The sequence below is a fragment of the Robiginitalea sp. SC105 genome (assembly GCF_014243345.1).
Classification (GTDB): domain Bacteria; phylum Bacteroidota; class Bacteroidia; order Flavobacteriales; family Flavobacteriaceae; genus Robiginitalea.
In genome coordinates, this window is record NZ_JACLZF010000002.1 from 350,841 (window position 1) to 376,762 (window position 25,922).

Sequence of the window (25,922 nt, forward strand, 5' to 3'; positions counted from 1 at the left end):
CACATCAATTTCCAATACACCAACACATCCGGGAACTTCCTATCTTTGGATTTAAACCTGGTTCTGGCATGCGTTTTTTCCTCGAATTCTCCTACCTGGGCACCGCCTACCACGGCTGGCAGCGCCAGCCCAATGCGCTGACCGTACAGGAGGTGCTGGAGGGTAAGATGGCTACTTTGCTGGGGGTTGATACCCTGGACCTGGTCGCCGCCGGGCGGACGGATGCCGGGGTGCATGCCCGGCAGATGTTTGCGCATTTCGATTGGGATGCGGACCTGCCTGAAGATTTTGTGTTCCGTATCAATGCTTTTTTGCCCGAGGACATTGCCGTTAGAAACGTGCATCGGGTTTCGGAAGAAGCACACGCCAGGTTCGATGCCACCGGCAGGACCTATGAATACCTGCTGACCCAGGAAAAAGATCCCTTCCGCAGGGACTTTGCCTGCCGGGTCCAGGCTCCTCTGGATTTTGACTTGATGAACCAGGCTGCGGAAGCGCTCATCGGTTTTGGCGATTTCAAATGTTTTTCCCGCTCCAACAGCGATGTCAAAACCTTTAACTGCGATGTGCGCCACGCGCACTGGGAGGAAAGGGAGGGCGTCTGGGTCTTTACTATCACCGCCGACCGCTTCCTCCGCAATATGGTCCGGGCCGTGGTCGGGACGCTGCTCGAAGTGGGCAGGGGACGCCTCGGGGTTGCAGATGTTAAGACAATTATAAAAAGCCGGGATCGGTCGGAGGCCGGGGTATCGGTACCTGCAAAAGGACTATATTTGACCGGTATTACGTACCCCAATACCCTATTCATTCATGGCCAAGGAAACCGGTAAAGCTTTTGATATGACGCTCTTCAGGCGTGTCATGGCTTTTACCCGGCCCTACCGCCTGACCTTCTACGGGACGGCGGTCGCAGCCATCCTGCTGACGCTCTTCTCGGTGGTGACCCCCATGATCCTGCGGGAAATCATCGACAACGCCATCAAGATCAAGGACGAATCCTACCTCTGGATCCTCTGCTGGGCCATGCTCGGGGTTTTGGTGGGGCAGGTGGTCTGCCAGCTGTTGTTCACCTATTATGCAAACTGGCTGGGGGAATCGGTGATCCGGGACATGCGCATTAAACTTTTCAACCGGATGCTGGGTTTCCGGATGGCGTATTACAACAAATCCTCCATCGGGGTACTGGTCACGCGCGCCGTGGCGGACATGCAGCGGATCGGGGAGATCTTTTCCCAGGGCTTCTTCATGATCGTTGCCGACCTGCTTAAAATGCTGGCAGCCTCCGTGGTGATGCTTGTCTGGAACTGGCGCCTGGCACTGATCGTTTTCGCGATCCTCCCGCTCATCCTCTACGCCACCCGCGTTTTCCAGAAAAAAATGAAACTGGCTTTTGCCGAAGTCCGCGCCCAGGTCTCCTGGCTGAACTCCTTTGTGCAGGAGCGCATCACGGGTATGAAGATCGTCCAGTTGTTTACCCGGGAAGCCACGGAAAGCCGGAAATTCCGGGAGATCAACAAAAAACACCAGGATGCGTGGCTGAAGACCGTCTGGTACAACTCCTTCTTTTTCCCCATTGCCGAAATTGTTTCCTCCATTGCCATCGGCCTTGTGGCCTGGTATGGCGGGTTGCAGAACATTTCCAACCTGCAGGCGGACAATATGGGGATCATCTTCGGGTTTATCCTCCTGATCGAAATGCTCTTCCGGCCCCTGCGGCAAATCGCAGACAAGTTCAACACGCTCCAGATGGGCATGGTAGCTGCCGGACGGGTCTTCGGGATCCTGGATACCGAGAGCCGTATCGAGGACGCCGGCACCCTGGACATGCCCCACGTGCGGGGCGGCATCGAATTCAAAGACGTGCATTTCAGCTATGTGCCGGACGAGGAGGTCCTCCATGGCATCTCCTTCAAGGTGGAACCCGGGCAGAAGGTTGCCATCGTCGGGGCCACGGGTGCAGGCAAATCCACCATCATCAACCTGCTCAACCGGTTTTACGATATCCAGTCCGGGGAAATCCGGGTCGACGGTGCAAACATCCGGGACTACAAGCTGGCCACCCTCAGGGGGAACATCGCGGTGGTCCTGCAGGATGTCTTCCTCTTTGCCGACACCATTGCCAACAACATCACCCTGCAGGACCCGGAAATCCCCCAGGAGGACATCGAAACGGCCGCACGGGCCATCGGGGTTCACGAGTTTATCAGCAGCCTGCCGGGGGGTTACCTGTACAACGTGAAGGAGCGGGGCACCATGCTCTCCAGCGGGCAGCGGCAACTCATCGCCTTCCTGCGCGCCTACATGCGCAACCCGAGCATCCTGGTACTGGACGAAGCGACCTCCTCCGTGGATACCTACACCGAACAGCTCATCCAGAAGGCCACGGAGAAAGTGACCGAGGGGCGTACCTCCATCATCATCGCCCACCGCCTGGCCACCGTGAAAAAGGTGGATACCATCCTGGTGATGGATGGCGGCCACATCGTGGAAAAAGGCTCCCATGGGCAGCTCCTCAAAAAGAAGGGGTACTACAGCAAACTCTACGAGGCCCAGTTCATGGCCGAGGAGGAAATGGCCTGAGCCGTTTCCACGGGCTGGAAATCGGTAAGTTCAAAATAGCCGGTTAACAACAGCAGCACCATGAGCCCGATAATCAGACCAAAGAAAAGGAATATCGTGAAGGCGGAATAAACCAGCGATCTTCCCAAAAAAGGTAAAAAGGAATACCGGTTCAACCGCCAAAGTACCCAAAGGACGTAGACGAATATCAGGGCCAGGCTGTACCGCGAAAAGTCCAGGTAGCTCTCCGCATCGTAGATCAACAAAGCCAGACTGAACGGAAAGGAAAGAATGCTGTATTCGGATACCGTGTAGACAAAAGCCACGAAATATTCTGCCAGGTTGTACCGCACTTTGTTCATCAGCAGGTAGGCCGGCAGGGCAAATACAGGGAGGTACAGGAGGAATAACACGGCGTTAAAGTCGAAGGCAATGTTGGACCATTTCCTGGCAAACTCTGGATTGAGGTTTTCCGCACCCCCTGTAAAATCGATTTCTCCCGCGTACAACTTTTGCATTACGAAGATCAGGATTCCTGAAAGCGTCAGGGCAATCCCCAGGAAGCTCACCGGGTTCAGGTAGCGCTTCCTGAGGCCTGTGATGTACCCGCCGATTACGGCTTCCGGCCGGAGGATCATCCCCGTGAAAGTCCGTACCACGGAATTGTCCAGATCCAGGAAGCGGTCGATGAAATCCCGCAGCAGCGCCGGGAATGTAATCCGCTGCACCTCTGTCTTGGCGCCGCAGGTGGGGCAGAACCGGAATTCCAGCCTGAGCACGGTTTGACAGTTCTTACAATTCATTCTCCGGTGGATTGGATGGGCTCATGGACGTTAGGTAAGATCTTTGCGGATCATCTTCCCGAGTTCGTCCAAATCCTTGAAGAGGACGAACTCCCCGTTTTTGATATAGGAGATCAGCCCGGTTTCCTCGCTGACCACAAGCGCCAGGGCATCCGAGCGTTCGGTGATGCCCACGGCCGCCCGGTGCCTCAGGCCGAAGCGCTGGGGGATGGAGCGTTCCCGGGACACCGGCAGGATAACGCGCGTGGCCACCACGTAATTCCCTTTGATGATGGCCGCCCCGTCGTGGAGCGGACTGTTCTTGTAGAAGATGCTCTCCAGGATGGGTTGGTTGACCTCGATTTGCATGGCATCCCCCGAGGACTTGATGAAGTCCAGGGAAGAGTCGCGTTCGATGACCAGGATGGCGCCCGTCCCCGTCTTGCCCATGCGCTCGCAGGCACCCAGCAGGGCGTCCACGTCCAGTGCCAGGGAAATGCCCTCCTGTTTGATGAATTTAAAATGCTTGAAAAAGCGCCGCTTGTTGGGAAAATTGGTGGAACCAATCACCAGCAGGAACTTCCGTATTTCCTGCTGGAACACGATGATCAGGGCGATCAGGCCCACCTGCATGAAACCGCCCACCATGCTGCTGGTCATCCGCATATCCAGCAACTGGGTGAATTTCCAGAAGGCCCAGATAATGACGATGCCGATAAAGATGTTGATCGCTACCGTCCCCCGGACGAGGCGGTAGAAGTAGTAGAGGATAATGGCGACAAGGAGGATGTCAATCAGATCGGTAATCCCGAAGTCCAGAAAATTTAGAAAGTCCAATCCTAGCCGCTTTTTGTAAAAGTAGAAAAATTAACAGAACCGCGGTACCCCTATTCTCCCCGGAATGCTTCCCACAGGCGAATACACTCCACGGCTTCCCGGACGTCGTGGACGCGCAGGATGGAAGCCCCGCCGGAAAGGGCGAGCATGTGGAGGGCCGTGGTGCCGTTCAGGGCATCCTCCGGGGAGGTGCCCAGGGTTTTCCAGATCATGGATTTCCGGCTCAGCCCCACCAGGACGGGTACGTCCAGGATGCGGAAACCTTCGAGGGACCGCAGCAGTTCAAAATTTTGCTCCCGGGTCTTGGCGAATCCGAAGCCCGGATCGGCGAGTACGTCCTGAATGCCCAGGTCCCGGGCTGCCGCCAGCCGGCCGGAGAGGTACTGGAGTATGTCGGTCAGCAGGTGGTCGTACGTGGTTAGTTGCGACATGCTGGCCGGGGTGCCCCGCATGTGCATCAGGATGATGGGGACCTGGTTTTCAGCTACCAGCGGCAGCATGCCCGCGTCCGCCTCCCCTGCGGTGATATCGTTGACCATGGCGGCCCCTGCAGCAAGTGCTTCCCGGGCCACCCGGCTCCGGAACGTATCCACGGAGATGACGGCTTCCGGAAATTCCCGTACGAGGCGTTCCACCAGGGGGACCACCCGGCCGAGTTCTTCCGCCTCGCTGACCTCGTCAGCGCCCGGGCGGGAACTGTATCCCCCCACATCCAAAAAATCGGCCCCGTCCGCCAGGAGCTGTTCCGCCCGCAGCAGGGCTGTCCGGGCATCCGTAAACCGTCCGCCGTCGTAGAAGGAATCCGGCGTCGTATTGAGGATCCCCATCACCCGTGGGGTGGAAAGGTCGATCAGTTCTCCGTGGCAACAGATGGTCATAATTCGAGGTTTTTTGGTCCGCGCCGGCAAAAATCGCCTGAAAACAGTACTTTTGGCAGGAGCGGAAACCCGCCGAAAAGTACGCAAATTAGCCCAGCCCATGAAGGAAACTTCCAGAGCCTACGATGAGGTGATCGCCAGCTGCCGGGACCTGTTCCGCAGGAAGATGAACGACTACGGCGCCGCCTGGCGTATCCTGCGGTTGCCCTCCCTGACCGACCAGATCTACATCAAGGCGCAACGCATCCGCAGCCTGCAGCAAACCGGGCAGCGCAAGGTGGACGAGGGGGAGCAGTCCGAATTCATCGGGATTATCAACTATGCGGTGATGGCCCTGATCCAGCTGGCAAAAGGGGTGGCGGAACAACCGGACCTGGAGGCTGCTGAAGCCCTGCAGCTCTACGATGCCGAGGTAGCGCGCACCAAATCGCTCATGGAGGCCAAAAACCACGATTACGGGGAGGCCTGGCGGGATATGCGGGTTTCCTCCCTGACCGACCTGATCCTGCAGAAATTGCTGCGGGTGAAACAGATCGAGGCGAACCGCGGGAAAACCGAGGTCAGCGAAGGGGTCGATGCAAATTACCAGGATATTATCAACTACGCCGTTTTTGCCCTCATCCACATGGGGGAAGGCGCTCAAAATAGCAAGCAGTAATGAAATACCTCGTGCAGGTGGCCCGTGTGCTGGTCGGGCTGTTGTTTATTGTCAGCGGATTCATCAAACTCAACGACCCGGTCGGATTTTCCTTTAAACTGGAGGAATACTTCAGCCCGCCCGTGCTGGACCTGCCCTTTTTGGAGCCCTATGCCCTGGCTATTGCTTTGTTTGTGGTTGTCCTCGAAGTCATCCTGGGCGTCACCCTGCTGCTGGGGTACCAGCGGAAGCTCACGCTATGGACCCTGTTGGCAACCATTGTGTTCTTCACTTTCCTGACGCTCTACTCGGCCGTCACCGGGAAGGTCACGGACTGCGGCTGCTTTGGCGATGCGCTGAAACTCACCCCCTGGCAGTCCTTCTACAAGGATGTGGCCCTGCTCGTGCTGATCCTCATCCTGATGTGGGGCCAGAAACACATCAACCCCCTGGGAAGCCGCCTCCTTAGGGCCGGGGTTACTTCCGCGGCCCTGCTGGCCTGTATCCTTTTTGCCAATTACGTGCTGAACCACCTGCCCTGGATCGACTTCCGGCCCTACCATATCGGGGCGAGCATCCCGGAGGGCATGAAGGTCCCCGACGACGCGCCGCCGCCGGTTTACGAGTACGACTGGAAATTCCGTATCGACGGGGCCGAAAAAATCATCACCACCAATGGGGCGTATCCCCAGGTAGATGGGGAATTCATCGAGGTGGCGGACACCCGGGAAATCCAGGCCGGATATGAGCCGCCCATCCACGATTTCACCGTCGAACGGGAAGGCGTGGATTTTGCCCGGGAAATCCTGAGCAGGCCCCAACTGCTGATGGTGATCTCCTATGACCTCGACAAAAGCTATGGCCCGGCCTTTTCAGAGCTGGCCAAATACACCGATTCGGCCAGTGCCCTGGGCTACTCGGTCATTGGCATGTCCGCCTCCTCCCAGGAAGCCGTAAACGAACTGAAGGCGACCCATGGGCTGGATTTCCCATTTTACTTTACGGACCAGACCACGCTCAAGACCATCGTGCGATCCAACCCGGGCCTCCTGCGGCTGGAGGAAGGCGTGATCCGGCAGAAATTGCACTACAATGACCTGGAGGAACTGGAATTACACGCCCTGACGGAGGCAGAACGCTATAACCTCCCCCTGAAAAAGAGCCTGGACAGCATCCTGGAACTCGACCAGAAATACCGGGCCGTGATGAATACGGGGGATTTTTCGAACTGGGGCCTGCAAATGGCCATCGACAGTTCCAACATCGCCTGGATCGATTCGCTGATGGACGTCAGCGGATATCCGGGGAAGAGCCAGGTTGGGGAGGAAACCTCCAGGGTGGCCTGGTATGTGATCCAGCACTCCAACCGCATCGATGATTTTTTGCCCCGGATCGAGGGGGCTGCCCGCACCGGCGAATTGCCCTTCCGACTCTATGCGATGATGCTGGACCGCCAGCTGATGGGGCAGGGGGAACCCCAGATATACGGGACGCAGGGGATATCGTTTTTTACGGGCACGCCCCGGGAGGTGGATATGATCTGGCCGGTCAGCGAGCCGGAAACTGTCGGCGAGCGCCGCAGGGAAGCCGGGTTTGATCAGCCCCTGGAAGCCTACGGCAAGGAACTTTTCGGGCCGGATTTTGAATACCGTGCCTATTCCATTGAGGAAGCCCGGGAAATGCGGGCAGAGCAAATGAACCAACAACAAAACCTATAGAACATGAGAACGAATATCGTAGCCGGAAACTGGAAAATGAACAAGACGGCCTCCGAAACAGACGCACTGCTGGATGAACTGGCTGCCAAGCTGCCCGACAGCTCCGCTGAGGTGATGGTGGCACCGGTTTTTGTAAACCTGGCCGAGGCAGTCCGCCGTATGGATACTTCCAGGATTGAAGTGATTGCCCAGAACATGCACTTTGCGGATTCCGGCGCTTTCACCGGGGAGGTTTCCGCCGACATGTTGCTGGATATCGGCATCGGCACGGTCATCCTCGGGCACTCCGAACGCCGCGCCTATTTCGGGGAAGACGACCAGCTGCTCGCCAAAAAGGTGGCACAGGCGGTTAAGAAAGGGCTTCGTTCCATATTTTGCTTTGGGGAGGAATTGCAGGACCGGAAGGCCGGGAAGCATTTTGAGGTGGTGGCATCCCAGCTGAAAAAAGCGTTGTTCGGTTTGCCGGTTTCCGCATGGGGGAAGATTGTCCTGGCCTATGAGCCCGTCTGGGCCATCGGGACGGGGGAAACTGCCAGCCCGGAACAGGCCCAGGAAATGCATGCATTTATCCGTAAAATCGTATCCGATGCCTATACGGATGCGGTTGCCCAGAAAGTGTCCATCCTCTATGGTGGCAGCGTCAAACCGGAGAATGCGGCGGAAATATTTTCCAAGCCCGATGTGGATGGCGGCCTGATCGGGGGTGCCTCCCTGAAGGCCGATGACTTTGTGGCCATTATCCGGGCAATCTCTTAAGGATGTACATCTGTTGTTCCCTCACCCTGCAGCCCCTGCAGCCTGCTTCCGATATTTTTATCGCCACCCTGGGGGAACTCGGCTTCGAAAGCTTTGAGGAAACCCCGGAGGGCCTCCGGGCCTATATTCCCGAAAAGGACTGGGATGAACCGGCAGTAGCCGGGTTGCCCTATTGGACCTCCCCGGACTGGGAAGCCTCCTACCAGGTAGAGCGCATCCCCCGCCAGAACTGGAATGCCGTCTGGGAATCCGGGTACCCGCCTATCCGGGTGGGAAGCCGCTGCATGGTCCGTGCCCCGTTCCATCCGCCTGCCGAAGGAGTGAATTTTGACCTGGTCATCGCCCCGAAAATGAGTTTTGGCACCGGGCACCACCAGACCACCTGGCTCATGCTGGACTTTATACTGGACCTGGACCTGGAGGGACGCGCCGTCCTGGACATGGGCGCCGGTACCGGGGTGCTGGCCATACTCGCAGCGCGAAGGGGGGCGACCCCTGTACTCGCCGTGGACATCGACCCCTGGTCGGCCGAAAACTGCCGGGAGAATGCGGTGGAAAACGGAGTACCTGCAATCGAGGCCGTCGTGGGGGATGCCCGGGCCATTGGCGGGAGGAATTTCGATTGCATCCTGGCCAATATCAACAAGAATACCCTTCTCGCAGACCTGCCGCGGTACGAAGCGGCCCTCAGGGGAGGCGGACGGTTGTTGCTGAGCGGCTTTTACGTGTCCGACCTGGATGACCTCCGCGAGGCAGCCGGGGGGTTGGGCCTGGTCTATCAGTCTTTCCGGGAGCGGGAAAACTGGGTGGCAGCCCTGTTCGAAAAGCCGGATGGATCCGGGCTGTAAGGGCGCTGGCCTACAGAATTCTGAATCCCGCCCCCCCTGTTTTGCAAAAAAAAGTGGCTTACGCGGTTTTTTTTGAAGGGAATTCAAATCCGTCCCCCCGCCGGAATGGCGGAAATAATTTTTATTATATTCGTATCAAACCCTTGGATATGAGTACGAAAGAACGGTCGCAGGAGGCACTGGTCGTGGAAGACCAACAGAAACAGCTCAGTGAAATCGTGTTGTTCAACGACGAGGTGAATACCTTTGACCATGTTATCCAAACCCTGATTGATGTCTGCGAACACACCCCGGAGCAGGCAGAACAGTGTTCCCTGATCGTGCACCACAACGGGAAGTGCACGGTAAAGACCGGGGAATACAGCGACCTGAAGCCCCGCTGCACGCGCCTGCTGCAGGCCGGGTTGAGCGCGGAGATCGTCTAGGCTCAAACAGGTCCCTCTTCCCTTTTCGGGCACTGCCCACCGGGGTATCGCCCAACCCCCAGCACGTTACGACTTTCCCATTGGCGATTTGAGCAGGTTTTTTCCAATATTTGCCGATATTTGGTTAAAACCGATAACCGATGAAAGCCAGCCTCTTTATTTTTCTTTCTGCCCTCGCCTCCCTGAACGGCCTTTTCGCCCAACAGCCAGCACAGCCTCCAACGGATGACAATTCGCGGAATGCGTTTATCAGGGAATTACTGTCCAGGATGACCCTGGAGGAAAAGGTCGGGCAGATGAACCAGTATAACGGATTCTGGGACGTAACCGGGCCGGTCCCCGAAAATGGGGATGCCGAACGCAAATACGAAGACCTGAGGAACGGGCGGGTGGGCTCCATGCTGAATATTACCAATACCGCAGATACGCGCAGGCTGCAGGAGATCGTAGTCAACGAGTCACGCCTGGGCATCCCGCTGCTTTTCGGGCAGGACGTGATCCACGGGCTCAAGACGACCAGCCCGATCCCCCTTGCCGAAGCGGCCAGTTGGGATCTGGAAGCCATCCGGAACTCCGCGCGCCTGGCGGCACGGGAAGCGGCTGCGTCCGGAATCCACTGGACCTTTGCCCCCATGGTGGATATTTCCCGCGATCCCCGATGGGGACGCGTCATGGAAGGGGCAGGGGAGGACCCCTACCTGGGGAGCCTGGTCGGTGCCGCCCGCGTCCGGGGTTTCCAGGGAGACGACCTGTCGGACCCCCTGACCATTGCCGCCTGCCTGAAGCACTTTGCAGGGTATGGGTTTGCCGAGGGCGGTCGGGACTACAATACGGCCGATTTCGGCTTGTCCACGCTCTACAACGTGGTGCTGCCCCCTTTTAAGGCCGGGGTGGAGGCCGGGGCTGCAACCGTGATGAACTCCTTCAATGTGCTGAACGGCATCCCGGCAACCGCCGACAGGTTTTTGCAACGGGATATCCTGAAAGGCGCCTGGGGCTTTGACGGGTTCGTGGTTTCCGATTGGGGCTCTATCGGGGAGCTGATCCCGCACGGATATGCGGCCGACCGGAATGAAGCGGCCCAGCAAGCCATCCTTGCCGGTTCTGATATGGATATGGAAAGCGGCATGTACCTCTCCGAGCTACCGTCCCTGGTGCGGAGCGGCAAGGTCCCGGAAGCCCTGGTCGATGAAGCGGTTTTGCGAATCCTTGGATTGAAATACGACCTGGGCCTGTTTGAAGACCCATTCCGGTATTCGGATGCCGAACGGGAAAAGCAGGTACTCGCGGATCCTTCCCGTCTGGAAACGGTGCGGGATATGGCCCGGAAATCAATTGTCCTGCTGAAAAATGAAGGCAATCTGCTTCCCCTGTCCAAAGACGGTCTCTCAATTGGGCTGATTGGCCCGCTGGCGGGGGATACCGACAGCCCGCTCGGAAGTTGGCGCCTGACTTCCGACCCGAATTCGGCCGTGTCCGTCGCCCAGGGCCTGGCCGCCTATACGGGTAACCGGGTCGCCTACGAACAGGGGGTGCCCCTGGTCGAAGGAGAGACCGCCTTTGTATTTGAGACAAAAATCAACACCACCGACCGGAGCGGCATCCCCACGGCAGTTGCCCTGGCCAGGGAATCCGACGTGGTCGTCCTTGTCCTCGGGGAACACGGGTTCCAAAGCGGGGAAGGCCGGAGCCGGACCGACCTGGGACTACCCGGCCTGCAGCAGGAACTCCTGGAAGCGGTATACGCCGTAAACAGGAATGTGGTCCTGGTCCTGATGAACGGGCGACCGCTCACGATCAACTGGGCAGCCGAAAATGTACCGGCCATTGTCGAGGCATGGCACCTCGGGACCGAGAGCGGGAATGCGATTGCCGAGGTGCTGTACGGGGATTACAACCCCAGCGGAAAACTCCCTATGACATTCCCTAAATCCGTTGGCCAGATCCCGCTTTATTACAGCCACCTGAGCACGGGCCGGCCGGAATACCCGGGGGACAACCTGGTATTCTGGTCCCACTATATGGACCAGGACAACGGTCCCCTCTTCGCTTTTGGCCACGGGCTGAGCTATTCAGATTTCGCCTATTCGGACCTGCGTCTGTCGACCCCTGAACTCTCTGGTACCGGGTCCCTGGAAATCAGGGTCCGCCTGGAGAACAAAAGCACTGTGGGAGGAACCGAGATCGCGCAGCTTTACGTACGCGACCATTTCGGGTCCCGGGCGCGCCCGGTCAGGGAATTAAAAGGATTTCAGAAGGTGTACCTGGAAGGGGGAGCCTCCAGGGAAATTACTTTCACCCTGACGGCAGAGGACCTGGCCTACTATACGGCCAATAACCGGTGGGAGGCAGAGGATGGTCAGTTCAGCGTATTTGTCGGGGGGAGCTCCCAGGCAGACCTCAAAGCGGATTTCAGCCTGAAGCAATAGCACCCCCAGGCGGCAGGATTTAGGCGGAAGGAAACTTCCGAAGCGGCAAACCAGGGTTTACTTTGAATAAACCTCCGCCTGCAACTCGGGCAGTACCTGCCCGATTGTATTGGTCAGCGTTAATGCCTCGCTGTCAAAGGTAAACTGGGTGACCGTCCCTACCTCATCCGCCAGGCGGACAATATTTCCCTGCAGGTCCCAATTTCCGCCGGACATCCGGAGCTGGTCCGAACAAAAGAACTTGAAGAGGCCTCCCGTGATGGTGGTAATGATCACATCATTCCCGCTGAACGACCACGTATTGTCGCTGCGGAGGGTGATAACCCCCGAAACACAGGGGAGTTCGTCGAGTATATTCGTTGTGGTGGTGCCGTCTTCGTTAATGTCCTGTTCCGGGCTAATGCGCAATTCGGACAGCTGCCAGGTACCGATGACGCGTTCCAGGTTCGGGTCCGGCCCGCTGCCGCCGTCATCGTCCGAGCAGGCAAGGGTAACTACGACAAGAAATGCGAGGATAAAATACTTTTTCATTTGCAAATTTTTGGGCGTAAAGGCAATTCCCAAGATACGGCTTTTGGCCATTGCCAGCAAACGCCGGCTGGATCGGGAAATGGTGATTCCCTGTAACAAATTTGGAAGTGGGGAGTCTTCTTATCGGAGCAATTACCTTTTCCTCAATATAATGGCCAGAGGTCAATCGCTTTCATTTCCGGTTCTCCGAAAAAGTAAAACCTAACCCAGACGCTCATGAAAACCAACCCAACCGCATTTATTGCTTTTTTGCTGGTACTACTTACCGGATTCCAGGCCTGCAGGACGGAACCAGAACCCTCACAGGAAAGTTTGCCCAACCCGTCTTCCTATTTTCCGGAAAGCCGGGCCCAGGTCCTGGTGGTGGGGTCCTTCCACTTCGATTATCCGGGGCTCGACGCCATGCAGACCGCCGATTCGGATAAAATCGATGTCCTGGAGGAACCCAGGAGTTCCGAACTGACCGCCTTTATCGAATACCTGGAAAAATTTAAGCCCAACAAAATAGCCATCGAGGCGTTTCCGCGATGGGAGGCCATGCGGAAGTACCGGGAATACCGGGAGGGCCAGCACCGGGAGGAGCGGGACGAGCGGTTCCAGATCGCCATGCGACTGGCAGACCGTTTTGATCTGGACACCCTCTATGCGGTAGACGCGGAATCGGTATACGACGATTGGTATGAGCGCGACTCGGCCTATGTAAGTGCACTGGGAGCCGATTACGACTTTCGCAGTGATGACCCGTATGACTCCATTTACCACAAGTGGTTTCAGGAAGACCAAAAGGCCCTGATAACAACCGGGCTGAAGGAATACTTTCTGTATATGAACAGCCCTGAATCCCACCGGTACGGCTACGGAGCCTATCTGACCGGGGATTTTAAGCTCGGGGAGTTCCGGGGATCCGATATGCTTGCCCTGTACTGGTACAGCCGCAACCTCCGGATTTTTCGGAACCTGCAGCGCGCTGCCCAATCGGATCAGGACCGCATCCTGCTGGTAATCGGCAACGGGCATGCGGCCGTCCTGCGGCAGCTCCTGGAAGCTTCCCCGGAGTTCCATTTTGTGGAACTATCGGAACTTTGACTTGACCATCCGCTCCTTTTTTAAGTACTTCGCAGAAAATATCCCGGAATGGTTGTATTTGTCGATATGGATGAGGTGATTGCGGACACCTATGGGGCGCATATTGAGCGGTTCAATGCGCGCCACGGGGGTACGCTCAGCAAGGAAATCTGCATGGGCGGGGAGGTCTGGCAGCAGGTGCCCGAACACCGGGATACGCTGTGGCAGCATTATTTCGAACCCGGGTTTTTCCGGAACCTCAAGCCGTTGCCGGACAGCCGGGAAGTCCTTGAGGAAATGGCGTCCCGATACAACGTCTACATCGCCTCTGCGGCCATGCAATTCCCGAATTCGCTGAAGGAAAAACACGAGTGGCTGGACGAGCATTTCCCCTTTATCCACTGGCGGAACCGCATCCTTTGCGGGGACAAGCACATCCTTCGGGGGGATGTGCTGATCGATGACCGCTCCCACAACCTGGAGGGCTTCCAGGGGCGGAGCATCCTTTTTACTTCCCCTCACAACATCCACACCACCGGTTTCGAACGGGCCGATAACTGGCAGGACATCCGCGCCAAGCTGCTTTAGCCCATGATTTTCATTATCTTTAGTTGACGGGCTTCTGATGGGCTTCCGTATCAACTAAAATCAGGGATAATGAAACGATGCAATTTGTTTCTTGCCCTCCTGCTGCTGCTGTCGGGGAATGGGCTATACAGCCAGCCTCCTGCAGACTGGCTGGGGGAAATGGAAGGCGTTCGAACCGGGAAACTCACCGTTCCTGAAAACCACGAGGAACCGGGGGGGAAGCAAATTTCCATCACCTACGCGGTTCTCCAGTCTGACACCACAGGGGAAAAGGGCCCGCCCCTGGTCTTTTTTTCGGGCGGTCCCGGGGGCAATTCCCTGGTCCCGGGCTTGATAGGTTATTTGAAAGAACACGTGTTTCTGCAGGACCGGGATATCATCCTGTTTGACCAGCGGGGCATCGGGTTGTCTTCCCCCATGCCGGACATGTCCTTTGCATCCTTTGACATCCTGGCCCAAAATGCAGACCCGTCCAGAGAATTCCAACTCACCCGGGCCATGATATCGGATTATAAGGCGCGGTGTACCCGCGCCGGGATCCGGCCCCGATACTACAACAGCCAGCAGAGTGCCCGGGATGTGGGCCTCCTATTCGAGCACCTGGGATATAAAAGCTATATCCTGTTCGGGGGATCCTACGGGACCCGCCTGGCCCGGATGGTACAGGACCTGTACCCGGATAAGGTGGCCGCTTCCGTCCTGGATTCCCCGGCGCCCCTCAGCGGGGATTTCCTCCTGAACCGGCTGGAGAGCTATTCGCTGTCCCTGGGTCGCATTTTGGCCAATTGCCAACAACAGGCGGCTTGCCAGGAACGCTATCCGGACCTCCGCAACGACTACCTGGCGGCCATCGAGAAACTCCGGGAAACCCCGTTGCATGTGACTTTCCGGGATTCCCTGGATTTTTGGGTGAATGCCCAGGACGGGATCTACCTGTTGCGCAGGTTGCTCTACCAGGCAAATGCCCGGGAAAAGGCCCCGGAGCTGATCGAGGAGCTCAAAGGAAACGGTGGCCCCGTGCTGCAGCAGGTGCTGGATTTTGAGTACGAGCTTACCGGGGAGCTGAACATGAGCATGCTGCTTTCCGTGGAGCGGTTTGAAAATTTCAACCCGGGAAATACCGGGGAGGAGCTGGATGAAGCGTATGCCGCCTATCCGCTCATTCCGGTCCCCCTTGGGTTTTTTGACGCTTTTTACCGCGCCGGGATGGAATGGCACCACGCCCTGATGCCCCTGTCGGAGCGCAAATTTTCCGAATCCGCCGTGCCCACGCTAATTTTCGTGAACCGGTATGATCCGGTCACCCCCCCGTCGAACGGCTATCTTTTTATGGAAGACCTGAGCGAGGGGCACCTGCTCGTGCTGGACGAAGGAGGGCATGGGGGCGGGAACAAGGCCTGCAAGGAGGAAGTCATCCGCGCCTTTATGCAGGACCCCCGGCAGCTGCCGGATACCTCCTGCCTGAACCTCTACCGGGAATAACCCCGACAGGTGCCCGGCCAAATGCGCCATGCGGCCTGCCTGCGTATGTTTTTTTCCTATCTTCCCCCGGCCCGCTCCAAAGTTTCCGGGCTTTCGGGCAAACGAACCCGTGAACCAAACCGGCCATACCAACCAAACATACGAAACCAACCAAACCGACCAATATGAAAAGATTTCCGGATACCCTGGTAATCATGCTGGGGGGGATCCTCCTGGCCTGGGCCCTGACCTATATCATCCCCCAGGGGACTTTTTCCCGGATCACCGACCCGGAAACGGGCCGAAGCTCGGTGGTTGCCGGCTCCTACAAGCAGATCGAGGCAGACGCCCCCGGGGTGTTCGACCTGATGCTCTCTATCCCGCGGGGCATCATTGAACGCGCCGACCTGATTACGCTGATCCTGTTGATCGGCGGCAGTTTCTACGTCATCGAAAAAACCGGGGCCCTGGGACAGGGGCTGCAGCGGGTGGTGGAACTCCTACAGGGCCGGGAGGTGGTGGCCCTGGTATTGATATCGCTGTTGTTTGCAGCTGCCGGCGCGACGATCGGTTTGCAGGAAGAAGTCATCGCCATGGCCCCCATCCTGATCCTTTTTGGCAGGTCGATGGGATATGATGCCTTTTCCGCCCTGGGGGTAAGTTATGGGTCTGCCGTCCTGGGGGCCGCTTTCAGCCCGGTGAACCCCTTTGCAGTGGTCATCGCACAGCAGGAAGCGGAATTGCCCCTGCTTTCGGGGAGCGGTTTCCGGATGGTCGTCCTGCTGCTTGCCTTCATCCTGTGGACCTTTATGATGGTCCGTTATGCCCGGAAAAACCGTGTGGAAAAACAACCCATGGATGCCCACGGGACTTCCCTGACCCCGGGCAGCATCCTGATACTGGTCCTGCTGGCCGGGACATTTTGCGGGGTTACCTATGGATTGATGGCCCTGGACTGGGGGTTCAATGAACTATCGGCTTCGTTTTTTGCCCTGGGTATCGTTGCGGGTTTGCTCGGGAAACTCGGGCTTAATGGTACCGGGAGGGCGTTTGCCGAAGGTTTCCGGGAAATGGTTTTTGCAGGTGTGGTTATCGGTCTCGCCAGCAGCATCACCCTCCTCCTCCAGCAGGGGCAGGTCATAGACAGCATCGTTAACGGGATGTTTTCCCCCCTGAAGGACCTGCACTCGGGGGTCTCTGCGCTGGGGATCTATGCAGGCCAGGCCCTGCTGCATTTCCCGGTGCCCAGTTATTCGGGCCAGGCGGTCCTCACCATGCCGATCCTCACGCCTTTGTCGGACCTGATCGGCATATCCAGGCAGACCTGTGTGCTTGCCTACCAGTACGGGGCGGTGAACATGGATTTGATCGTCCCCACCAACGGGGCGCTGATGGGGATCCTGGCGGTAGCAGGGATCTCTTACGACAAATGGATCCGCTTTGTGTGGAAACCGGCCCTGTTGCTATTTGCGCTGGGAGGGCTGGCTATTATTGTGGCTATTCAGATTGGGTATGCCTGAATGGTATCAGCGTTCGTAATACGGGATATACCCTTCCCAATCCCAGGGGGTGTATGTATCCTTTAGGGCAAGCTCCAGCAAGTCCCGGAAAATTCCTTCCGCATTGTCGCTGTTCGCCATGATCATTATGCCTTTGCCGGATTCCGGAAAGACGATGGAGTAGTGCTGGAACCCATCTCCGTGGCCTTCCTTGAATAGCCCCGGCCCCTGGGGGGATTCCAGGTACCCCCAGCCCAGGGCATACCCCAGCCCGATCGGATCGTATCGGTTTGTATGCTGCCGGGAGCCTTCTCCGAACTGTTTTACTGAACGTATCCGGATCTGACGGCTGAACAGCCGTTCCCAGCTACCGGGTTTCAGGATTTTGCGCTGCAAGACTCCCTCCAGGAAACGGGCATAATCCCCCGCTGTCGACTCCAGCGTACTCGCAGAACGAGGCTCATTGTCCGTGTCCTTTTTGTATGGGCTGCCGTCCTTTCGGTGTCCGACGGCATAATTCTCCGCAAAACGCAGTTGCCAGCGATAGGAGGTCTCGTTCATCCCCAGAGGTTCGAAAATGCGATCCTGAGCCAGTTGTTCCACCCCCTGCCCGGTTATTTTTTCCAGGACTACCTGGAGGTAGACCAGGCCTTCCCCGGAATACCGGTACGCTTCACCGGGAGTACCGTGAACGCGGAGTTTTTGGTCGGGTTCAAACCAGCGCCAGTTCGGGAACCCGCTGGTGTGCGCCAAACACATGCGGGCCGTTATTGCCGGATATAGTGTATCCCCTTCCAAATCGGAATAATCATCGTGCCATTTGGTTTCAGGGGTGTATTCGTAGATTTTTTTTGGCAGGTAGGATTCCAGGGGGGTATCAAGGTCCAGGACGCCTTCCTCAACCAATTTCATGACCAGCACGGCAAAAACCGCCTTGCTAAGTGACGCCCCGTACATATTCGACCCACTTTCGAGGGGGAGGCTCCGGGAGGCATCCCGGTACCCAAAGGTTTCCTGATAAACCGGCGTCGACTCATTGAATATGGCTACCGCCAAACCCGTAACATTCCCTCTATGTGCCATTTCTTCAATCTTTCGTGTTAGTTCTGCAGGGGTAATCCGGCTGCCGTCCAACCGTTCGATAGCGTCCAATGGCCCTGATGGATCCGGTTGTCCGAGTCCAGTACCCGGTTGTCCGGGCCCGGTACCCGGTTGGGCAGCCAGGCCATGGGATGCCAGTATTATCCCCGCCAGTAAGACCGTCTTCAGGGTATCCTTGCCACCTGAGCGCAAAAAGGGGATGGCCGGGTAAAAGCATTTTCGGGATTTCAGTGCATAGATGATATTGGCAAATGTGATTATCACGCAGATCGGGATTAAGGCAATGAAGAATACAAACCCGTACCCCTCCCAGGTTAGCAGGGCTGCAAAGGATACCACGTAAAGCAACAGGACGGTAATATGGAAGTTAATCACCTTTACCCCATGGCGGTAATACAATGGGTGGTCTTCCCGTTTGTGGATCCATAAAAATAGCGGCAGCAGGACATTGAGGAAGGGGATAAACAACCCAAGCAGGGGCGTGGCGTGTATCAATAGCAACCATTTGGCCTGTATGGTTTCCTCCCTGGGATTGTCAATGGGCAGCAAATCTTCCACTTGCACGGACAGGGCGGCCGCAAGAAGCTTGACGGTCTGCAGGTGCGGGTTTACATCCCCTTTTTCTATCCGTTGGATCGTCCGTACAGTTACCTGGGTCTTTCCGGCCAGTTCCTCCTGCGAGAGCCCTTGTTTTTTCCGTTGGTAGATCAGGTTTTCGGCAAGTGTCATAAAAAGTTGTGTATTACACGGTTTTGTTTCGACAAAGCTACCCCTAAGCCTCCGACAGCGCCACGACATTTGGATGTCATATCGATGTCATTCACACAATTAAAGGGCGCTTCGGCGGGCTATACCGGGCAAATCGGATTAGGGATCAGGCAGGGCCTCAGAACCGTATCAACAACTGGAGCGTGCGCTCCGGCTCCCCCCCATTGACCCAGAGCGTATCGGTAAGCAGGCTGTCCTTCGCGGCCGGTCGCATCCGGAGGGAATAGGATTCCTGCTGCTGGTCCGGTGACTCGCCCAGCAGGATATCTATCCGGCCTTCCCGGGCCTGCCAGGATCCCCTGACGATTTTATCCAGCCGGTATTCCCCGTAGATGCCGGGGCGTTCCAGCCGGTGCAATTCGGCGTCCCCCCCAGGGGTGAGGATGTACCGCTCCGATACCGTCCTTGAAGGGGTGCCCCCGTCGCGGATCAGGTACTGCCCGGCATAGGCCGTGGTCCAGGGATTGGCAGGTGCCACTTCCTTTTCGCCCTTGCAGGCAGTAAACAGGGCAGTCATTAAAGCGAAAGCAAATAAAAATCGAGTAAGGCGCATGCAATCCGGATTTTTCAGGTCAGGTCCAATCGGGTCCCCAAAATAAGGACTTTTTGCGGGAATCCGCGGCGGTAAAGGCATTGCCTGATTCAGTCGCAGCCGCAATACTTTTCGGAATTTGCCTTTTCGAAGCATTCCCTGCCTTCCCGGAAGGCAAAAAAGGCCAGTCCCAGGGTGCCAATACTATCTGCATAGCCGATACCCGTCAGTTCGTAGAGGCCGCTGCTCAAAAGCAGGATCACGGACATATAGACACACACCAGGGTACAGTTGGCATCGGCCAGGATGGGCTGGGAATCCAGGGCCCGGCCCACTTTCCGCTTCCAGGCTACCAGTCCCCACATGACCAGGATGGAGATCAGGGATATGAGGACGCCGTAAACCGTGGTTACCGGCTTGTGCCCGATCCAGATATTGTAGATGCTGCTGAAGGTCAGGGTAACCACCAGGGCGTAAAAAGCCACCCCCGTAATTTGAAGTGCCCGGCGCTCGAAGGGGTCCCTGCTGCTGTCCGGCCGTTTGCGGATCCGCAGGATCATATGGGCAATGCCCAGACCGGAGATTACCTCGATGAAACTGTCGGCCCCGAACCCGAAGAGCGCCAGGCTTTCATCCTCGATGCCCAGGTAGGTGGAAACCAACCCTTCCAGCACATTGTAGCCTATGGTGAACAGGGCCAGGCCAAAGGCTGTTTTGTAAAGGCGTTTCTGATCTGTAGCGGTCAAATCCATTGCGGGGCCCATCAATATCTAAAGGGTTTGAGGATAAAGGTAGCCCATCTACGGGCCTATGGCAAACATTACCTAGGAATCCCGGGCCAGATCCAGCAATTTTTCGATGGTGTTCCGGTTTCGCGCGGTGATGCGGGTTTCGGGGAAAACCTTCCCGATCCTGCCTGCGAGCCGCGACCGCCCGATGCCTTCAGGGGCATATAAGTAAAAGACGTTGTCCCTTAATTCGAATTGTTCCGTTTCTGCCTGCAGGGATTGGGCCAAAACCCGGTCCATCCGTGCGGGGTCGCCTTCCAGAAAGAAAAAGTGGACGGTTTTTCCTGCACCTTCCCGGAAGGGGTTGGCTTCGGCGACGGCCCGGAGTTCTGCCAGGCTCAGGACCAGCACCCAGGGCCGGAAGCCGAAGTGGCGTTCCATCAGGGTTTCCAGGATATCTTCAGGCCGGCCAGCAAAGCGACAGACGATGTTCCCGCTCTGTATATAGGTCTTTACGCTGGAGAATCCGGCTGCCTCCATGGCCGTCCGCAGTTCCTTCATGGGGACCAGGTGGTGGCCTCCTACATTTATGCCCCGGAGCAGGATGATCCACTGTTCCATCAGGATGCGGGTGTTTTTCGGTCGGAAGCGAGCGCCAGCAGCCCCAGGACCGGGCCTAGGGCCAGGAACATAAAAGGGATGAAACCACCCCATATGCGAAACAGAACCCCCATCAACTGGATACTTGCAATAGTAATCGAAAACCCGACACAATTTACGATGGTCAGGGCCGTGCCTTTTAATTCCGGATGGGCGCGCCGGGCTACCAGGGTGGAAAACAAGGGGGAGTCGGCGATGACCACCACCCCCCAGAATAACAGGAACAATAGGAACAGGGGCCAGCCCAGGCCTGCTGCAAGGGGTAGCGCCAGGCAGCACAGGCCGGAAAGCAACAGGGCTGCAAAGGCGGTATTTTGCGTGCCTGCCTTCTGGGAAATATAGCCCCCGAGCACGCAGCCAAGGCCCCCGATGCCGATGACGGCAAATGAAGTGATCGGCACGGATGTCCCAACCCCCGGATGTTGTTCCAGGTAAGCATTGAGAAGCAGGGGCACAAAGGCCCAAAAGGCGTAGAGTTCCCACATATGGCCGAAATACCCAAAGGCGGCGGCCCGGAACCTGCGGTTGCCAAAAATCCGGAGGAAACCGGAAAAGTCCGTACCGCCCCCCGCTTTCCGGAAGGGCCCGTTGGGAACCAGCACCCAGAGCAGGATGCCGCCCAGGGCTGCCAGCAGGGAGGTGGCCCCAATGACATACCGCCAGGGCATCCCGGACCCCAGCCCGCGGATCAGATGCGGGAAGGCCGTGCCCAGGACCAGGGCCCCCACCAGGAACCCCAGGGATTTCCCCAGTTTCTGTTCATAGTAATCTGCTGCGATCTTCATGCCCACGGGGTAGATGCCGGCAAGGAAGAACCCGGTGGCAAACCGGTACGCCAACAGGCTTGACAGGGTTTGGGATTCGAGTACCACCCCCAGGTTGCAAAGGCCGCCGGCCAGGGCACTTACCAGAAAGACCCGGGAAGGCGGAAACCGGTCGGCGATGGTGAGTATGGCAAATACCAGGGTACCCGAGATGAATCCGAATTGCACGGCCGAAGTCAGGTGCCCGAGGTCGTTTACCGACAGTCCGAATGCGCCAACCAGGTCCGGCAGTACCGCATTACCTGCAAACCAGAGGGAGGTGCAGCAGAACTGGGCCACCACAATCACGGGCAGGATGTATCCGGCGGGCTTCACGGGCATCCCGGATTAATCCAGGTTCCGGATCAGGTGATAGGTGAACCCGATGATTTCCGCGTAGTTTTCCTTGGAAATCTTCTCGTCTATCCCGTGGAAGCGACCAAAATTACTTTCATGCAGGCGCATGGGGTAAAACCGGTAGACATCTTCGGATACGTCGTAAAAATACCGGGCATCCGTACCGCCTCCCACGAGGCCCGGGACAACCACGGCGTCCGGGAAGAGTCCCCGGATGGTATTTTGCAGCACTGCGAAGCCCTCGGACTCCACGCCCGATACGGGGGATGGATTGGTGAGGAACCCTTCCGGTTCTATGCGGATGGTGTCGTGGACCGTTTCCCGGATGTGTTCCTGTACCGATTCAATGGTTTCCCCCGGCAGGATCCGGAAATTGACGGTCGCCTTGGCTACTGTGGGGATCACGTTGTTTTTTACACCGCCCCCGATAATGGTCGGGGCCGTGGTGGTATGGGCATTGAGGCCTTTCAGGATGGGTTTTTTGAACAACCACGGATTCGCAAAGGCCACGCGCTGGGCAAACGGCATTTCAGGGCCCAGGTATTCCAGCTGGTAGTTGATGGGTTCCACCATTTTATAGGGGAGCTGGTTGTCTTCCAGGTCCACGATGGCCTGTGCCAGGATGCCGATGGTGTTTTCCTCCGGGGGCTGGGAGCTGTGGCCGCCGTTGGTTTCCACAATCAGGTCAAAGGAGGCAAAACCTTTCTCCGCCAGGTTGATCACCGCGACGGTACCTTCCACCCCGGGAACCATGTTCTCCGCCAGGTAACCGCCCTCATCCAGGGTCATCAGCGCTTCCACGCCCTGGGCTTTCAGGTACTCGGCTATCTTGGCAGCCCCATTGGAGCCGCCGACTTCCTCGTCGTGGCCGAATGCCAGGTAAAACGTCCGTGCCGGGCGGTATCCCTCCTGCAGGAGCATTTCGACACTTTCCATCAGGGCCATGAGCGTCCCCTTGTCGTCCATAGTCCCCCGACCGATCACGAATTCGTCCGTAATGGCGCCCTCAAAGGGGCCGGCTTCCCAGTTTCCAAGGGTCGGCTGGTCTACGGGCACTACGTCCTGGTGGGACATGAGGATGACCGGCTTTTTTCCCGGATCCGATCCCTGCCAGCGATACAGGAGGCTGTATTCGTTGATATAGGTGAGGTCCAGGGTTTCATGCACCAGGGGGAAAACGGAATCCAGGAATTGGTGGAAACCTTTAAACGCTGCCGAATCGGGGACGGCATCCTCGCTGTACGAAATGGTCGGGTAGGTGATGGCCCCTGCGAGCCGCTCGTAAATAGCATCCGGCAGCTCCGGCTGGGCCAGGGGTGCTGCATCCACCTGCCGGGAAGACAGGGTCAGCGTGTTGAACAACAGGATGGCAGCAAGGATCAGCAGGATGCCCAGCAGGGCCAGGAGTATTTTTTTCATGTGTCAGGTTGGTTTAATAGCGCTAAATGTAGCGCAATTATCATGAGCACACAAGGTTCCCCGGCCCTGGGAGGCGTTATTCCTTCCCCGTCACGGGGACCGCGTCAAAAGGGTCTACCATGGCCACAAAGAGTACGCAGGGACCGTTGTCCAGGCATCGGGCAGTATGGGGCTTAAGGGCCGGGCCAAAGGCGTAGCTGCCGGCTTTCAGGGTACGGGTGGGCTCCCCTTCATAGGTTACCTCCATTTCCCCCGAGACCAGTATCATCCGCTCCGGGGATTTATGTATGTGATTGACCACATCCGTATTGGGTTCCACTTTGAAAAGGAAATCCATGTTCGGGTGCTCCATGTCTCCGTGGAGGATGGTAAAGGAGCATCCGGGAAAGAAATCAGGTGCCGGGGACCAGGTAAGGGCAGGGTCGTCGTGGGCAAAAGCCAGGGATGTTTCCTGTCCACTGAGCGGGAGGCCCAGGATCATAGTGATTGCGGCCATAAAAGAATGCCGTTTCAGGGCGATGCACAGTGTTTTCATATCGGATGTTTTAAGGATTCTCTACAAGGTAGTCAATCCCTTTCCGATAACGGGGTCTCGGGCCAACTATTCCGCTTTTCCGGACAGCGCTTCCCCCAGGGCCTGGTTACCCCCGACCACCGGCAGTTCCAGCCGGGTCGCGCCCAGGTCGATGGTCAGCTGCGTTCCCGGTTCCGGCCAGAGCGTAAAATCCCGGTCACTTGAGAATACCATCAGGCCAATGCGCTGTCCCTTGGGGATGACCTGGTCGTCCGGCATCAACTCAAAGGACAGGTCGTAAAATTGACCCGGGGTAAGGGGTTCACTTTCGGTCAGGGAGCGGTAATTCTGGGGGTCCGCCCAACCCCTGGTAATGATGTTGTCCGTGATCCTGGCGTCGCCCGCATCGTTCCAGGGGAGGGATACCAGCCAGACCGACAGGTTGGCCGCCGGCTTGCTGCTGGCCAGGCGGAGGGTAATGCGGGGTACCCCCGAAATATGCAGGTCCCGGGAAAGTTCCGGGGTCACATAGAGGAGCCTGTGGTCCGAGGCGGTTGCCCGTGCCAGTGCCTCCCCCGAAAAGGCCACATTGTCCACCAGGGTTTCCCGGGTGGGATTTGCAGATTTCCCGGGAAGCAGGGTGCCGGTTTCCAGGCCGCCCGGGCCCGGGTACAGGTTCGCGGCGGAGGCTGCCGGGTTCGGGTAATCTGCATAGGGGGTGGGGTTTTCCCGTTCGTCCCTTTCCCTCACGATCCAGGCGCGGGGGTCTTCTTCCACCCCGTTTTCCACCCCGAAGAGGTAATGGGTAAACCAGCGGTTCATCATCCGGAGCGGGGGAGGCCCCCCGTGACCCCCCTGGTGGTAGAAGATCTGGGCCGGAATCCCCTTCTCGCGGGCGGCGGCATAGATCCGGTAACTGTGTTCCGGCATCACATTCCAGTCATTGAAACCATGCGACATCAGCAGGGCCGCTTTCATGGGCGCCATGTCGTTCAGGTAGTCGCGGCCCGCCCAGAATTCGTTGTAATCCCCTGTAATCCGGTCCATGCCGGCCAGCATCTCGGTATCCCGTGTGGTTTTATTGTTGTAGGGTCTGCGTGCCTCGGCCCCGCTGTGGATAAAATCGTAGAGCACGTCGATGTCCTCCCCCAGGTACCCGCCCGGGGAGCGCACCAGGCCGTTGGATCGGTAGTAGTGGTAATACGAGGTATTCGGGGCGATGGGGATAATGGCTTCAAGCCCTTCGACCCCTGTAGTTGCAGCTGCCAGGGGAATCGTCCCGTTGTAGGAGGTGCCGGTCATGCCCACCTTGCCGGTGGTCCAGTAGGCTTCCACAGGTTCCCCTCCAAAAGGTTCGGTATACCCCCTGGCCCGGCCGTTCAGCCAGTCGATGACCGCCTTGGGGGCCAGGGACTCATTGTCCCCACCCACGGTAGGGGAGCCCTGGGACAAACCGGTCCCGGGGGAGGAGGAGTGGACCACGATATACCCCCGGGGCACCCAGGTTTCGATATGGGAATTCGAGATGACCGGCCGCTCCCCCTTGCGAACGACCTCGGGATGGACCCTCTCCGATTTTGCGGGTTCCCCCAGTTCGTGGCGGACGTCCCAGAACAGGCCTTCCACATCGGGGGCCACCCCGGCAAAATAGGGGCTGGAAACGTAGATCACCGGAAGTTTCAGGCCTTCGGTTTCGGTCTGCGCCGGCCGGGTAACCGATACGTGCATCCGGTCCGGGTATGCATCCCCGTCCGTATTGAAGCCGGTTTCCACCCACAGGTCGTGGCGGATCCAGTTTTCCGGGTTTGAGAAGGCCGGGACCACCTGGGCCTCGCCGTTTTCAAATACCGGGCCGGCCAGCTCCGCCTGTTGGGCCAGTTGGGCCTGCGCGGTCTGGACCATGAGGAGTACGAGGAGAAGGTAACCTAAAATTGACTTGCCGTATTTCATAGGTATCAGGAGCTTTTTAAGAAGTTACAGATCGGATAACAAGATAGCATTTTCGTCGCTTACGCGTAGGGTGTGAG

24 protein-coding genes are annotated in these 25,922 nt (G+C 57.5%); 12 read left to right on the forward strand and 12 right to left on the reverse strand.

Features of this window, described 5'->3' with window-relative positions; translation table 11 throughout:
- The first annotated feature begins 68 nt into the window (after positions 1-68).
- Positions 69-830 carry a tRNA pseudouridine(38-40) synthase TruA gene (gene truA / locus H7F20_RS10645; protein ID WP_185786165.1) on the forward strand — a complete coding sequence of 254 codons (762 nt, stop codon included), beginning with the start codon at positions 69-71 and terminating at the stop codon, positions 828-830.
- Positions 811-2,580: an ABC transporter ATP-binding protein gene (locus H7F20_RS10650; protein WP_185786166.1), complete on the forward strand. Its 1,770-nt coding sequence runs from the start codon at positions 811-813 to the stop codon at positions 2,578-2,580. The genes truA and H7F20_RS10650 overlap by 20 nt, the downstream gene beginning before the upstream one ends.
- Here H7F20_RS10650 and H7F20_RS10655 read toward each other — a convergent pair.
- Genes H7F20_RS10655 through folP form a run of 3 tightly spaced genes read right to left on the reverse strand, consistent with a single transcriptional unit; the run spans position 2,541 to position 5,056 of the window.
- Positions 2,541-3,362, reverse strand: coding sequence for a DUF3667 domain-containing protein (locus H7F20_RS10655; protein ID WP_185786167.1), 822 nt, complete (start codon positions 3,360-3,362; stop codon positions 2,541-2,543). The two genes, H7F20_RS10650 and H7F20_RS10655, sit on opposite strands and share 40 nt — an antisense overlap.
- Before the next feature lie 30 nt (positions 3,363-3,392).
- Positions 3,393-4,178 carry a diadenylate cyclase gene (locus H7F20_RS10660; RefSeq protein ID WP_185786168.1) on the reverse strand — a complete coding sequence of 262 codons (786 nt, stop codon included), beginning with the start codon at positions 4,176-4,178 and terminating at the stop codon, positions 3,393-3,395.
- A gap of 50 nt (positions 4,179-4,228) precedes the next feature.
- Entirely contained in the window at positions 4,229-5,056 is an 828-nt protein-coding gene (folP, locus tag H7F20_RS10665; protein WP_185786169.1) for a dihydropteroate synthase, read from the reverse strand.
- A gap of 100 nt (positions 5,057-5,156) precedes the next feature.
- Between folP and H7F20_RS10670 the strand changes: the two genes are divergently transcribed.
- The 6 genes from H7F20_RS10670 to bglX all read left to right on the forward strand — a co-directional run bounded on the left by H7F20_RS10670 (position 5,157) and on the right by bglX (position 11,869).
- A complete protein-coding gene (locus H7F20_RS10670; RefSeq protein ID WP_185786170.1) occupies positions 5,157-5,714 on the forward strand; it encodes a DUF1599 domain-containing protein in 558 nt (185 codons plus the stop codon).
- Positions 5,714-7,411 (forward strand): BT_3928 family protein, encoded by a 1,698-nt coding sequence (locus H7F20_RS10675; protein ID WP_185786171.1) that lies wholly within the window; start codon positions 5,714-5,716, stop codon positions 7,409-7,411. The genes H7F20_RS10670 and H7F20_RS10675 overlap by 1 nt, the downstream gene beginning before the upstream one ends.
- A gap of 3 nt (positions 7,412-7,414) precedes the next feature.
- Positions 7,415-8,167, forward strand: coding sequence for a triose-phosphate isomerase (tpiA, locus tag H7F20_RS10680; protein ID WP_185786172.1), 753 nt, complete (start codon positions 7,415-7,417; stop codon positions 8,165-8,167).
- Between the two features lie 2 nt (positions 8,168-8,169).
- Positions 8,170-9,015 carry a 50S ribosomal protein L11 methyltransferase gene (prmA, locus tag H7F20_RS10685; protein ID WP_185786173.1) on the forward strand — a complete coding sequence of 282 codons (846 nt, stop codon included), beginning with the start codon at positions 8,170-8,172 and terminating at the stop codon, positions 9,013-9,015.
- A gap of 149 nt (positions 9,016-9,164) precedes the next feature.
- On the forward strand, positions 9,165-9,440 hold the full coding sequence (locus tag H7F20_RS10690) for an ATP-dependent Clp protease adaptor ClpS (RefSeq protein ID WP_185786174.1): 276 nt from the start codon (positions 9,165-9,167) through the stop codon (positions 9,438-9,440).
- A 140-nt stretch (positions 9,441-9,580) separates the two neighbouring features.
- Positions 9,581-11,869 carry a beta-glucosidase BglX gene (bglX, locus tag H7F20_RS10695; protein WP_185786175.1) on the forward strand — a complete coding sequence of 763 codons (2,289 nt, stop codon included), beginning with the start codon at positions 9,581-9,583 and terminating at the stop codon, positions 11,867-11,869.
- Between the two features lie 57 nt (positions 11,870-11,926).
- On the opposite strand, the gene H7F20_RS10700 is transcribed toward bglX, so the two are convergent.
- Entirely contained in the window at positions 11,927-12,400 is a 474-nt protein-coding gene (locus tag H7F20_RS10700) for a hypothetical protein (RefSeq protein ID WP_185786176.1), read from the reverse strand.
- 216 nt (positions 12,401-12,616) lie between these two features.
- On the opposite strand from H7F20_RS10700, the gene H7F20_RS10705 reads away from it, so the two are divergent.
- The 4 genes from H7F20_RS10705 to H7F20_RS10720 all read left to right on the forward strand — a co-directional run bounded on the left by H7F20_RS10705 (position 12,617) and on the right by H7F20_RS10720 (position 17,034).
- Entirely contained in the window at positions 12,617-13,486 is an 870-nt protein-coding gene (locus H7F20_RS10705) for a DUF5694 domain-containing protein (protein WP_185786177.1), read from the forward strand.
- A gap of 48 nt (positions 13,487-13,534) precedes the next feature.
- A complete protein-coding gene (locus H7F20_RS10710; RefSeq protein ID WP_185786178.1) occupies positions 13,535-14,053 on the forward strand; it encodes a 5'(3')-deoxyribonucleotidase in 519 nt (172 codons plus the stop codon).
- A 69-nt stretch (positions 14,054-14,122) separates the two neighbouring features.
- The gene (locus H7F20_RS10715) at positions 14,123-15,535 is read left to right on the forward strand and encodes an alpha/beta hydrolase (protein WP_185786179.1); all 1,413 of its coding nucleotides are present in this window, start codon (positions 14,123-14,125) and stop codon (positions 15,533-15,535) included.
- Between the two features lie 164 nt (positions 15,536-15,699).
- Positions 15,700-17,034, forward strand: a complete 1,335-nt coding sequence (locus H7F20_RS10720; RefSeq protein ID WP_185786180.1) for a YfcC family protein — start codon at positions 15,700-15,702, stop codon at positions 17,032-17,034.
- A gap of 6 nt (positions 17,035-17,040) precedes the next feature.
- Here the strand turns inward: H7F20_RS10720 and H7F20_RS10725 are convergent, their stop codons facing one another.
- From H7F20_RS10725 to H7F20_RS10760, 8 genes are all read right to left on the reverse strand, one after another.
- Positions 17,041-18,843, reverse strand: a complete 1,803-nt coding sequence (locus H7F20_RS10725) for a serine hydrolase (RefSeq protein WP_185786181.1) — start codon at positions 18,841-18,843, stop codon at positions 17,041-17,043.
- Between the two features lie 157 nt (positions 18,844-19,000).
- Positions 19,001-19,435, reverse strand: a complete 435-nt coding sequence (locus H7F20_RS10730) for a hypothetical protein (RefSeq protein ID WP_185786182.1) — start codon at positions 19,433-19,435, stop codon at positions 19,001-19,003.
- Positions 19,436-19,524: 89 nt separating this feature from the next.
- Positions 19,525-20,178 (reverse strand): cation transporter, encoded by a 654-nt coding sequence (locus H7F20_RS10735; protein ID WP_255444063.1) that lies wholly within the window; start codon positions 20,176-20,178, stop codon positions 19,525-19,527.
- 60 nt (positions 20,179-20,238) lie between these two features.
- Complete coding sequence (locus tag H7F20_RS10740) at positions 20,239-20,763, reverse strand: DUF1697 domain-containing protein (RefSeq protein WP_185786183.1); 525 nt, start codon at positions 20,761-20,763, stop codon at positions 20,239-20,241.
- Entirely contained in the window at positions 20,763-21,941 is a 1,179-nt protein-coding gene (locus tag H7F20_RS10745; protein ID WP_370588523.1) for a nitrate/nitrite transporter, read from the reverse strand. Before H7F20_RS10745 ends, H7F20_RS10740 begins: the two co-directional genes overlap by 1 nt.
- Positions 21,942-21,953: 12 nt before the next feature.
- Positions 21,954-23,381, reverse strand: coding sequence for a M20 family peptidase (locus H7F20_RS10750; RefSeq protein ID WP_185786185.1), 1,428 nt, complete (start codon positions 23,379-23,381; stop codon positions 21,954-21,956).
- A gap of 76 nt (positions 23,382-23,457) precedes the next feature.
- On the reverse strand, positions 23,458-23,916 hold the full coding sequence (locus H7F20_RS10755) for a cupin domain-containing protein (protein ID WP_185786186.1): 459 nt from the start codon (positions 23,914-23,916) through the stop codon (positions 23,458-23,460).
- A gap of 66 nt (positions 23,917-23,982) precedes the next feature.
- Positions 23,983-25,845, reverse strand: coding sequence for a Xaa-Pro dipeptidyl-peptidase (locus H7F20_RS10760; protein WP_185786187.1), 1,863 nt, complete (start codon positions 25,843-25,845; stop codon positions 23,983-23,985).
- Positions 25,846-25,922 lie beyond the last annotated feature (77 nt).